At 74.7% G+C, this 11,813-nt stretch carries 9 protein-coding genes; 6 read left to right on the top strand and 3 right to left on the bottom strand.

The window, feature by feature from the left end; all coding sequences use genetic code 11:
* Window positions 1–67 precede the first annotated feature (67 nt).
* From JK361_RS05750 to JK361_RS05730, 5 genes are all read left to right on the top strand, one after another.
* On the top strand, window positions 68–730 hold the full coding sequence (locus tag JK361_RS05750; RefSeq protein ID WP_201814555.1) for a nucleoside/nucleotide kinase family protein: 663 nt from the start codon (window positions 68–70) through the stop codon (window positions 728–730).
* Between the two features lie 396 nt (window positions 731–1,126).
* Window positions 1,127–3,076 carry a phospholipid carrier-dependent glycosyltransferase gene (locus JK361_RS05745; protein ID WP_201814554.1) on the top strand — a complete coding sequence of 650 codons (1,950 nt, stop codon included), beginning with the start codon at window positions 1,127–1,129 and terminating at the stop codon, window positions 3,074–3,076.
* A gap of 78 nt (window positions 3,077–3,154) precedes the next feature.
* The gene (locus tag JK361_RS05740) at window positions 3,155–4,072 is read left to right on the top strand and encodes a MurR/RpiR family transcriptional regulator (RefSeq protein ID WP_201814553.1); all 918 of its coding nucleotides are present in this window, start codon (window positions 3,155–3,157) and stop codon (window positions 4,070–4,072) included.
* 482 nt (window positions 4,073–4,554) lie between these two features.
* On the top strand, window positions 4,555–4,935 hold the full coding sequence (locus JK361_RS05735) for a hypothetical protein (protein WP_201814552.1): 381 nt from the start codon (window positions 4,555–4,557) through the stop codon (window positions 4,933–4,935).
* Between the two features lie 193 nt (window positions 4,936–5,128).
* Window positions 5,129–7,582, top strand: coding sequence for a SpoIIE family protein phosphatase (locus tag JK361_RS05730; RefSeq protein WP_201814551.1), 2,454 nt, complete (start codon window positions 5,129–5,131; stop codon window positions 7,580–7,582).
* A 158-nt stretch (window positions 7,583–7,740) separates the two neighbouring features.
* Here JK361_RS05730 and JK361_RS05725 read toward each other — a convergent pair whose 3' ends face one another.
* The 3 genes from JK361_RS05725 to JK361_RS05715 form a co-directional block, all read right to left on the bottom strand.
* Window positions 7,741–8,181, bottom strand: coding sequence for a flavin reductase family protein (locus JK361_RS05725; protein ID WP_201814992.1), 441 nt, complete (start codon window positions 8,179–8,181; stop codon window positions 7,741–7,743).
* A 434-nt stretch (window positions 8,182–8,615) separates the two neighbouring features.
* Window positions 8,616–9,455 carry a peptidoglycan-binding protein gene (locus tag JK361_RS05720; RefSeq protein WP_307787176.1) on the bottom strand — a complete coding sequence of 280 codons (840 nt, stop codon included), beginning with the start codon at window positions 9,453–9,455 and terminating at the stop codon, window positions 8,616–8,618.
* Window positions 9,456–9,605: 150 nt separating this feature from the next.
* Window positions 9,606–10,445: an ATP-grasp domain-containing protein gene (locus tag JK361_RS05715; RefSeq protein ID WP_201814550.1), complete on the bottom strand. Its 840-nt coding sequence runs from the start codon at window positions 10,443–10,445 to the stop codon at window positions 9,606–9,608.
* A gap of 396 nt (window positions 10,446–10,841) precedes the next feature.
* On the opposite strand from JK361_RS05715, the gene JK361_RS05710 reads away from it, so the two are divergent.
* The gene (locus JK361_RS05710) at window positions 10,842–11,582 is read left to right on the top strand and encodes a TetR family transcriptional regulator (RefSeq protein WP_201814549.1); all 741 of its coding nucleotides are present in this window, start codon (window positions 10,842–10,844) and stop codon (window positions 11,580–11,582) included.
* Window positions 11,583–11,813 lie beyond the last annotated feature (231 nt).

Here is an 11,813-nt window from a genome sequence, read left to right as displayed (position 1 = left end):
CGGAGCGGCCCTCAGCGGGTGGCGCACGCCACACGCGCGGCGGACGGTCGGTGACACACTCTGCCGTGTGCCCCTGACCTTCGACGACCTCCTGCCACGCGCCCGCGCCCTGCCCCGAGGCGGCCGGCGCGCCCTGCTCGGCATCGCGGGCAGCCCCGGTGCGGGCAAGACGACGCTGGCCGAGCGCCTGGTACGCGCCCTGAACGGCGACGGGCCGCCCTGGGTCGCGCACGTTCCCATGGACGGATTCCACCTCGCCGACGCCGAACTGGACCGGCTGGGGCGCCGGGACCGCAAGGGCGCGCCCGACACGTTCGACGCGGCCGGGTACGCGGCCCTGCTGCGGCGGCTGCGCGAGGAGACCGGCGAGGTGGTGTACGCGCCGGGGTTCGAGCGGGTGCTGGAGCAGCCGCTCGCCGGCGCGATCCCCGTGCCGCCGGAGGCCCGGCTGGTGGTGACCGAGGGAAACTACCTGCTGCTGACGGACGGGCCGTGGGCGCGGGTGCGGCCGTGCCTGGACGAGGTGTGGTTCTGCGATATCGCCGAGGAGGAGCGGATCCGCCGGCTGGTCGCCCGGCACGAGGAGTTCGGCAAGGCTCGTGCGGCGGCCGTGGCCTGGGTGCTGGGCACGGACCAGCGCAACGCCGACCTGGTCGCGGCGACACGGGAGCGGGCGGACCTGGTGGTGCCGGCCGCGGCACTGCCCGCCGCGCCGCTCCCCGAGGGCTGACCGGTGGGCGCCCGGCGTCGGCGCCGTGGCCGCCCGGCACCGGGGAGCACCAACGCGGCCCGGTTCGGGCGAGTTCGCGGTGCGCGGCACGAGGGCCCGGGCGGCACCGGCCGGCCGGGCCCCGGGACCGGACGGCTCCGCACATCGAGGGCCCGCTCCCCCGCGAGTTCGGTATGCGCGTCCACGGCACGGGACGGCGGCGGCCGGCCCGGAGGTTCGAGCGGACAGCGGTGAACCGTGAACGGCCGCGGGCCGTACCCGTGTGCAGGCAGAAGGTCTGCCGGTACGACTCGTGCGGCGGTGACGCCCGCGGTGGCGGGACAGGTGCGACAGTAGAGCCGTGATCCGGCCCTCCAGTCCTCCCGCCGTCCCGCGGCGGGTGCCACCGCGGGGCGGATGATGGCACGCGAACAGCACCCGGTCCTCACACCACCCGAGGCTCCCGCCGCGGGACCACCGCGGCAGGTCCGCGCGGGCCCGTACGCCCGGCTGCGCCGGCACCGGCGCCGGCTGCTGCCGCTCCTGGTCGTCCTGATGCTGGCGCAGATGGCCGCGGCGATGGTCACCACGGCCGTCCAGCAGACCCCCACCATCGACGAGCCGGTGTACGTCGCGACGGCCACCGACTATCGGCGCGAGCACCGGGTGCGCTACAACCCCGAGCATCCCCCGCTCGGGAAGCTGCTGATCGCGGCGGGGGTCGCGGTCGCCGACCCGCACTACGACCCGTCGTACACCGGTACGCAGGGGGAGGTGGGCCGGCATCTGCTGTACGAGTCGGGCAACGACCCCTGGCGGCTGATGCTGTGGGCGCGGCTGCCGGTGATCGCGCTGACGCTGCTGTTCGGGCTGGTCGTCTTCGCGTTCGCCCGGGACCTGACGGGCGGGCCGGGCGGGCTGGTCGCGCTCGCCCTGTACGCCTTCTCCCCCGATGTGGTCGCGCACGGATCGCTGGCCACGCTGGACCTGCCGGCGACCGGGTTCGTGCTGACGTCGGTCTGGCTGGTGTGGCGGGCCCGGCTCCGGCCCGTGCCGTATCTGATGCCGGCGGGCGCGGCGCTGGGGGCGGCCGTGGCGACCAAGATGAGCGCCCTGCCCGCGGTGCCGGTGGTCATGGCGCTGGCGGCGGTGTCGGTCGGGGTCGCGGGGCGGTCCGGCCGTATCCGCCGGTGGCCCGGTGACGCATCACCGCCGGCCGGCCGGCAGGAGCGGGCGCCGGCGCCCCCCGGACGAGGCCGGATCACCGCGGCGCTCCGGCGGGGACGCCGGCCGGTGGCACTCCGACGCGGCCGGGTGGCGGCGCTCCGAGGGCAACGGGGGCCGGTGGCGCTTCGAGAGGAACGGGAGCCGGTCGCGCTCCGAGGGGAACGGGGGCCGGTGGCGCTGTGGCGGGAACGGGGGCCGGTCGCGCTGTGGCGGGGGCGGGTGCCGGTGCTTCTCCTGGGCGCGGCCGTCGTGGCGGTCGTGGCCCTGGCCGTCGTGTGGGCCGCGTATCTGGCCGTCGACCCCCGGATGCGGTTCTCGCCCGCCGAGCCGGTGCCGGCCGTGGCGGGGCTGCGCGGCCGGCTGGTGGACCTTCTCCCCGTACCGCCGGCGTACCGGGCCGGAATGCGGGTCCAGTTCGGCCTGGAGGACTACCCCTGGCAGGGCTATCTGTTCGGGCACCTGTACACCGGTTCGCTCTGGTACTACCTGCCGGCCGCGCTGCTGGTGAAGACGCCGCTCGGACTGCTGGCGCTCGGCGCGGCCGGTGCCGTGGCCGTCACGGCGCGGCGGACGCTGCGGCCCGCCGCGCCCTATCTGCTGCTGCCGCCCGTGGTGCTGCTGGCGGCGGCGATGACCGGGGCCCGGGACTTCGGCACCCGGTACGCGCTGTTCGTGCCGGTGTTCCTCGCGGTGGCGGCGGCGTGCGCGCTCACGCTCCGCCGGCGGTGGAACAGGATCCTGACCGGCGCGCTGGTGGCGTTCGCCGCGCTGAGTTCGCTGCGCGCGTTCCCGTACTACCTGCCGTACGCCAACGAGGCGTTCGGCGGCCCCGCGCACACCCACCGGCTGCTGCACGACTCCAACGTGGACTGGGGGCAGGATCTGGGCCGGCTCGCCGACCGGCTGCGCGGACGGTATCCCGGGGAGCGGGTGTGGCTGGTGTACAAGGGCAGCGGAGTGCCGTCGTACTACGGCATCCGTGCCGCCGATCCGCGCGCGGTGCCGCCGGATCGGGTGCACGGGCTGCTGGTGGTGTCGGACTCGGCCGTCGCCAAAGCGCGTGGCAGGCTCGCCGAGCTGATCGCGAGCAGCCGGCCGGTCGGCGAAGTGGGTCATTCCATCACCCTGTACCGGCGGTGAGCCTCTCGCCTCAACCCCCTGGTCACGGCAGTCGGTGAGCTATGTTGAGTGCTCGTGGCAGACAAAGGAGGCCGACCCGTGCCCTCGCCGCAGCAGGCACGCGCGCAGGCATCAGCGATCACGTCGGGCAAGACGGCGCCCGCGGCCGAGGCCGCCCCGACCTCGCGGCTCAGGGAACTGTTCGACGGCCCCCGTCTGTCGCCGGGGCAGCGGCGCATCGCGCAGTACCTGATCGAGCACATCACCGAGGCCGCGTTCCTGTCGATCACCGAGCTGGCCGACCGGGTCGGGGTCAGCCAGCCCTCCGTCACCCGCTTCGCCGCCGCCGTGGGCTTCAGCGGCTACCCCGCGCTGCGCGAGAAACTCCAGTCCATCGCGCTGAGCAGCCTCGCGGGCGGGCCCGGCGAGGAGAACCGGGCCAACGAGTTGCAGGCGGCCGTCGACCACGAGATCCAGAACCTGGAGAATCTGCGGCGCGACTTCGCCGACCCCGACCGGGTCATCCACGTCGGCCGCGAGCTGTCCCGCTCCACTCCGCTGACCGTCCTGGGCCTGCGCATCTCCGTGTCGCTGGCCGAGTACTTCGGCTATGCCGCCCGCCGTATCCACCCGGACGTGCGGCTGGTGACCCTCGGCGGCAGCGTGGCCTACGACGCGCTCCTCCAGGCCCGTGAGGCCGGCGGCACCTGGGTGCTGGCCTTCGCCATGCCCCGGCACTCCCAGGAGACGCTGAACGCCGTCCGGGTGGCGCGCGGCGCCGGTCTGAAGGTCGCCCTGGTGACCGATCTGGCGCTGGGTCCGCTGGCCGACGAGGCCGACATCGCCTTCGCCACCGGCACCGGGTCGCGGCTGGTGTTCGACTCCTACGCCGCGCCCGGGGTGCTGGCGGCGGCGCTGCTCCAGGCCATGACCGACGCCGACCCGGAGCGTACCCAGGCCCGGCTGGAGAAGTACGAGCAGCTCTCCGAGGGGCACCAGTTCTTCCTCAAGGACTGACGGCCCAAAGACCCGCGCCCGTCACCGCGTGACGCACGCCGGCGGGGGCTGAACAGGGCCTTCGCCGGCGGCGCGGCCCGGGCGGCCGATCCTTCCGCCCGGGCCCGGCATTCGTGAAGATCTTGCGGTCCCCAACCCCGTGGACGGGGATCAATCACATCAAATCACGCATGAATGTTTTCATACGTCTTGCAAACCAGACGGCATATATAAATACTGCTCCGCGGACTCACCGCACGCACACCGCCCCGAGAAAGCCGACGGACCGCCCATGCGCACGCACCACCGCACGCAGCGCCGGTTCCCCGCCTCCGGGGCTCCCGAACGGACACTCCCTGCCGCCGTCCCCTACCCACGTCGGCGCCCGGAGTGTCGCGGGGCGCATCGTCTGCGCGACGCGCCCGTGGCGGCCCCGGTCATCCCCTAGGCCGGGGCCGCCCCGAACCCGTCGACCACCCTCACGACGCCGCACACCGGAAGCGATGATGATGACCCTGACCAGCACGCGTATCAGCCCCGACTGGCCCTGTCAGGTCAAGACGCCGGGCAGCTACGACTGGGAGCGCTCGGCCGCCAAGTGGCTGCGCGAGCTGATCCCCGCGCGCTACGCCAGCTATCCGGCGCTCATCCGGCACCCGGTCCTGCTCGCCCGGCACGCGCAGATCCAGGTGCAGCAGGAGATCCGGGTCGCGCGGACCGCCCTCCAGACCGCGCGGGCCGAACTGCCGGTGCTCGGGCTGCCGGAATCGGTGATCGAACACACGATCAAGCTGTACGCGGCCGAGGTGCTGCAACTCCAGCACATCGCGCGCAGCGTCCGCGCGGTCAGCGAGGCCCTGGCCGGCCGCGGCACGGGCCGCTGATCCCTCCCGGCCCCTCACCGTCGTCCCGCGCTCCCCGCCGTCCCGGCCCTGATCAGGTACCGGACGCGACGCCGCCCGGGACCCGCCCCGAGCCGCCCGCGCCCTCTCGTGCGCCCCCCTCTGCACGTTCGCGGAGCACGCAGGAAGGTCGTACGAATTCCGACCCGGCAGACGAGTGATCGAACGGGTCCGGATGTGCAATGCTCGTCGCGTGACGAGCGAGCCTCTGCCTCCGGTGGACCGCGAGACCAGCACCGAGCTGGCGGCGCTGGCCAAGGTCGTGGCACGGCAGCGCGCCGAGATGGAGCGGCTCAGGGACCTCGCCGCGACATCGGCGGTCCTGGAGCGGGCCAAGGGCGTGCTGATGGCCGTCACCGGCTGCACACCGGACAGCGCCCACGAGGAACTGCTCCAGCGGGCGAAGGACGGCAACCGCACCCTTCTCGAACAGTGCTGGCTCACGCTGGGCGCCCTGCCTCCCAAGGAGCAGCCCGCCGCCCCGCCCACGGCGCCGCCCGCCGTCGCCGGCTCCTGGGGAAGCGCGCCCGCCGGCACCCTGGACCTGGCGGACGTACTGGGGGACGTCGGCCGCGACCTGGTCCGGGTCGGCTCGCCGCACGACCTGGCCGGCTGCCTGCTGGACCACCTGACACCCGAGGTGGACGCCGACGCGGTGCTGCTCTACGAGCGGTTGCCCGAGGGCGGGCTCGCACTGATCGGGCACGCCGGCCTCGACCCCACCCTCGCCGCCCAGTGGCATCACGTGCCCCCGGTGGCCGGTGTGCCCGCACTCGACGCCCTGCGGTCGGGAGAGCCGCGCTGGTTGGAGGACGCGGCCCTGGACAGCACACGCTACGTACTCATCGGGGACCCGCCGCACCAGTGGCTCACCCGGGCCTGGCTGCCCGTGCCGGCCGGGGACGCCGCGAGCGTCGCCCTCGGGGTGCTGCGCCGGCGCGGCGGGCCGTTCACACCCCGCGAGCGGGAGCTGCTGCGGGCCGTGGCCCGGCTGTGCGCGGGCCGGCTGCGCGCCTTCGACGGCCCGCCGAACGGCCCGGACGGGGACGTCTCCCAGACCGTGCAGGCGGTGTTCGACGCGCTGCCGGGCGCGGTGATCATGCTGACCCCGCTGCGTTCCGCCGCCGGCGAGGTGGAGGACTACCGCATCGAGGCCGCCACCCCGGAGGCGGTCGACGTGTTCGGCCGGACCGGCCGGGACATGGTCGGCAAGCACATCCTGGAGAGCTACCCGTCGGTCGCGGGCGAACCGCTGTGGCAGGGCTATCTCCAGGCCCTCGAAACCGGGAGGCCGTTCGAGGGCGAGCCCTTCGCGTACCAGGACGTGGTCGGCGACGTGCCCGTGACCGCCACCTACACGGTGCGGGCCGCCCGGCTGGGCGAGGGCCTGGTGGTGACCTGGCTGCGGCACGACCCGGCGGAGCGCCAGGAGCAGCGTCTGGCCGACGTGCAGCGGCTCGGCAACCTCGGCTGGGCGAACTGGAACCTGGTCACCCAGGAGATCTCCTGGGCCGCGCAGACGTACGCGGTGCTCGGCCGGCAGCCCGGACGGCGGCCGGTCCGGCTGGAGCGGCTGCCCGAACTGGTGCTGCCCGAGGACAAGGGACCGCTCGCCCACGCGATCGCCCGGCTGGTCTCCCACGGCCGCCCCTTCGACGTGCCGTTCCGGACCGAGACGCCCGCGGGCGTCCGGCACCTGCGGATGGTCGCGGAGGCGGTCACGGCACCCGACGGCACCCCGGTCGAGGTGCACGGATTCGTCCAGGACCTCACCGCGCAGCGCAGTGCGGAACTCGCGCTGGTGGAGAGCGAACGCGCGATGCTGCTCCAGCGCGGCATCCTCCAGGCCGAGCGGGCCCTGGCGACCCGGCTCCAGCACGCCCTGCTGCCGCTGCCCAGCAAGCCGGTGCGGCTGGCCGGGCTGCGTGTCGAGGTCGCCTACCTGCCCGCGCAGTCCGGCATCCATGTCGGCGGCGACTGGTTCAGCGCCATCGAACTGCCCGACGGCGGCGCGCTGTTCGTGGTCGGCGACGTGGCGGGCCACGGTATCGACGCCGTGGCCACCATGGCCCAGCTCAGATTCACCGCGAAGGGCATGGTGAGCACCGGGTCCTCGCTCACCGGGGCGCTGGCCCGGCTCAACCAGCTGCTGCTGCACTCCCGCGACAGCCAGACGACCGCCACCATGGTCCTGGCCCACTACCACCCCGACCGGCACGTCCTGGCCTGGGCCCAGGCCGGGCATCCGCCGCCGCTGCTGGTGCGCCGGGGCGAGGTGCGCTTCCTGGAGCGTCCCGGCGGCATGCTGCTCGGCGCGACGGGCGCCCCCGTCTACGAGTCGCGGGAACTGCGACTGGAGCCGGGGGACCGGCTGCTGCTCTACACCGACGGACTGGTCGAGCGCCCCGGTGAGGGCCTCGACGGGGGCTTCGCCCGGCTGGCCGAGGCGGTGCGCACGCACGGCTGCGGTGCGGCCGGCTCCCTGGACGCGATGCTCACGACCATGCTCGCGGACGAGCGGCGCGACGACGTGTGCGTGCTGGACATCCGGATGCCGGCCGAGGAAACGCAGATGCCGGCCGAGGAAACGCAGGACGCGCAGGACACCGGGGAGGCGGGGAACCGCTAGGGGCTGCCGTCCGCACCAGGCCGGGCCCTGGTGGCCGCAGGGGTCGGCCTGCTGGGAGCCCGGCGCGGAGCGCCGGCCACCGACGACAGCGCCGTGGACGCGCGTGCCGCACCCCGCGCCGCGCGAGGTGATCCGGTGGCGGGTTCCGGCGGCCGCGCTCACTCCACGGGGTGGCCGGCCTCGATGGAGACGGCGTCGGAGAGCCGGAGCAGCGGTCCGCCGGGCCCCCCGCCCCACTGGACCGGTTCGAGCACATGACCGACGTGGTCACCACCGTCGACGCGGTGCAGGACGGTGCCTACGAACCAGGCCGCCGCGCCGTCCAGGACGGCGGCGCCGGCATGTCCCTCCCGCCAGTCGAGCCGCGCGAACTTGTCGACCTCGTCGCCCGTCTCGCCGCCGAAGAGTTCCGCCAGGTCCCGCTGGTCGCGGGTGAGCAGATGGACGGTGAGGCACTGCGCGGTCCGGGCGACCCGGTAGGTGCGGTTGGCCTTGGACAGCCAGACGGCGAACCTTGGCGGCTGGATGGAGCACTGTGAGGCGAAGCCGACCAGACACCCGGCGCGTTCGCCGCCGGCCACGGCCGTGACCACGCACATGTCCGGATCGAGCCGATCGAAGAAGGCGCCCAGGTCCACGGCCCCACTGCTGCCCGGATCCGCCCGTCCGCCACCGCCCGGGCCGGCCCCTCCCCCACCGCCCGTGTCCGCCACCCGTCCACCGTCCACGACCGCTTCCCCACCGCCGTCGGCGACCTTCCCACCCGCGCCCGGCACACCATCGGCGCCCCGCTCACCCGCGCCCGGCGCACCATCCGCGCCCCGCTCACCCGCGCCCGGCCCACCGTCCGCGCCCCGCTCATCCGCGCCCGGCCCACCGTCCGCGAGCCGCTTACCCACATCCGGCGCACCGTCGGCGCTCCGCGTGCCGTTCTCGTCCGCCATGCAGTCCGCTCCCGTCCACCCCGCCCGGCCCCGGCCGACACCCGGCCGGGTGTGTGTTGCTCCTGCCTCCGGTGTGCCCGCAGTGACGTTCACGAATCGTCGCCGAAGCCGGTGCGGGACTCCAGCGCGCGGCGCGTGTCGTCGCCGTAGACACCCGTCTCGTCGCCGCTGATCCCGTACCGGAGCTGGAAGCGGGCCACGGCCTCGGTGAGTGTGGCGTCGTAGGTGCCGTCGGTGGAGCCGTCGCGGTAGACGTCGGGGACGTGCAGCAGGCGTCGTTGCAGATCGGTGACGCCGGGGCCGGTGTCGCCCCGGCGGAGCGTGCCGGGACCGTCGGGGTCGGTGGCACCGGTGGGGGCGGCCGACGCGGCGGGCGGCGGTGAGGCCGACGCGGTAGCGGGCGGCGCGGTCGCGGCCGGTGTGGCGGGCGCGACCGGCTGGGAGGGCCGGGCGGTCACGGCGGCCTGCTGGCGGCCGGGAAGCAACAGGGCACAGCCGAAGCCGACCAGCGCCGCCGCCACCACGGCCACGGCCACGGCGGCCCGGCGCGGCCCGGACCCGAAGCCGACGGCACCCGCGACGGACGTATCCGCGGAACGGGTGCCTGCGTGACCGAACTTCGCGGAGGGGGCGCCTGCCCGGCCGGGGTTCGCGGTGCGAGGGCCCGCCCGGCCGGGATCCGCGGCGCGGTTGCCTGCGCGGTGGGGGGCCGCGGGGGCGGGTGGGAGTTCCTGTGTGTCCTCCCCGGTGGGGCTCTGCGGCGCCGGCCGCGGGCCGGGGGGCGCAGCGAGGGGCTCGTAGGTCACCGGGTCCGGCCGGATCTCCCGCATCAGCTCCGCCAGGCCGTCGAAGTGGCGGGTCCGCAGGACCCGGACGGGCTCCAGGATCCGTCCTGTGGACGGCTCCTCGGGGTCGGGCGGTGTCGGCACCGGACTCTCCTTCCGTCCCGCAGGGCGTGGCCTTCGCGGCCTCCGCGCTGAGATACGAGACCCACCGCGCCCCCGTTCAGCCCACCCCCTGTCCCACAGCACCCCCGATCAGCCCACCACCTGACCCACCACACCCCGATCGGCTCGCGGTCAGGCCGCGCTGGGTTCCTCCTGTGTGAACCGGCTCAGGGACGCCGTGAAGGCGGTGACGAAGGCGTCCACGGCCTCCTCCGGCAGCGCGTCCAGGGACAGGAAGGGGTTGAGGTCCTCCAGTTCGACCAGCAGCAGGTCCCCGTCGGGAGCACGGCAGGCGTCGACGCGCTGGATGCCGTACCCGAGGTCGTTCCAGTCGATGAACCGGCGGGCGAACTCCAGGTCGGCGGCGGTGGCCCGGTAGGGCCTCAGCTCCCAGCGGCGCTCGGGGTCGGGAGCGTACAGCGCGTACTGGAAGTCGTCGTCGACGAAGTAGAAGGACACCTCGTAGGCGAAGTCGACACAGGGCTGGATCAGGACGTCGCCGGTGATTCCCTCGAGCCGGCCGCCGGGGACGATCCGCAGGCCCAGGGAGTCGGCGCCGAGCTTCGGCTTGACCACGTACCGCTCGGCGGACGGCAGCAGGTGCAGGTCCTCGACGCGGTCGACGGTCGGGATCACGGGGAAGCCGTCGGCGCTCAGATCGAGGAGGTACTGCTTGCCGGCCATGTCCGCCTTGCCGCTGAGCGGGTTGTACACGCGGGCGCCGGTGGCGAGCGCCCGGGCGCGGAAGGCGTCGTACGCGCGCTGGTAGCCGAGGACGGGCCCGCTGTTGCGGACGACGACGGCGTCGAAGCCGTCCATCAGGGCGGCGGCGTCCAGCGGATGGCACAGGGCCAGGTCGAAGCGGTCGCGCAGCCGGGAGGCGAGGTGGATGTCCTCGTCGCAGTAGCGGCGCCCGCGGGCCTGGTACGCCAGGTCGGTGACGTAGAGCAGGCGGGGGCGGGCGGCGGGCATGGGGACTCCTCGGGGCGGGTGCCGGGTGGTACGGGAGGTGGTGCGGGGCACGCATCGGCGTCGTCGTCGGTGGTGCGGCGACGGCGACGGCGGAGAAAGGTTACGCCGCAGGGAGCGAACACTTTCGGCCACCCCCGGCCGTCGGCCGCCCGTCCCTCACACCCGCGAGTGCGGCGACGACAGAGAGGGGACGACGGGGAGGGGGCGACGGGGAGGGGGCGACGGGGAGGGGGCGACGGGCGGCGGCGACTGAGGGGAGGTCGGGAGGCGCATATCTGTCCTCGCAGGCGCCGCCGGCACGCCCCGGCAGTCACCCGACAGCACTCAGTTCCCCCGAAATGCCACATGCGCTGCACTGAGTGCCAGAAATCCGGTCCGGGTGCTACGTTCCCGTCCATGAGCTCCAGCAGTGCGGCGCCGACCGCGAAGCCGCCGATACGGGACGCCCTGGTAGCGGCGGCCTTCCGGCTCTTCCTGGAACGCGGGTACGAGCAGACCACCGTGGACGACATCGTGGCCCTGGCCGGGGTCGGCCGGCGCTCCTTCTTCCGGTACTTCCCCTCCAAGGAGGACGTGGTCTTCCCCGACCACGAGGGCTGTCTCGCCGACATGACCGCCTTCCTCGCGGCGGGCGGCGCCGAGCACGAGCCGGTGCGGCGGGTGTGCGACGCGGCCCGGCTGGTACTGCGGATGTACGCCGAGAACCCCACCTTCTCCGTGCAGCGCTACCGCCTCACCCGGCAGGTGCCGGGGCTGCGCGCCTACGAGCTGTCGGTCGTGTGGCGCTACGAGCGCGCGCTCGCCGAGTATCTGCGCGGCCGGTTCGCGGGGCGCCCCGACGGGACGCTGCGCGCGGACGTGATCGCGGCCGCGGTGGTCGCCGCGCACAACAACGCCCTGCGGTCCTGGCTGCGGTCCGAGGGCGAGGGCGACGCGGGCGCGGCCGTGGACCACGCACTGGGATACGTACAGACCACGTACGCCCGGACGGCGGACGCCCCGGCGGCGCCCGCCTGGGCCGGCCCCGACGGCACGGACGCCGGGGAGGCCGGCGACGTGGTGGTGCTGGTCACCCGCCGGGACGCCCCGCTGTGGCGGGTGGTGCAGGAGCTGGAGACGACGCTCGGCCGCACCTGACCCCGTACGGGCCGGTGACGGCGCCGCCGACTTGCGGCCGCCGCCCCCTTGCGGGCCGGTGACGGCGCTCACCGCTGCGCGAGCCGGTGCCTGCGCCGCCCCCACGCGGCCGTGCCCATAAATAGGGGTACGGAGTGCCTTTACGAGTGACACTGAGTGCCATACTCTGTCGGCGTGCACGGTGGCACGGCAACCATGCACACGCGTGCACGGTCCGCCCCCGGGCACGCG

This window comes from Streptomyces musisoli, from assembly GCF_016741855.1.
In the GTDB taxonomy this organism is placed as follows: domain Bacteria; phylum Actinomycetota; class Actinomycetes; order Streptomycetales; family Streptomycetaceae; genus Streptomyces; species Streptomyces musisoli.
The sequence above is the reverse complement of the archived record's forward strand: the minus strand, read 5'-3'. Positions and strand labels throughout refer to the sequence as shown.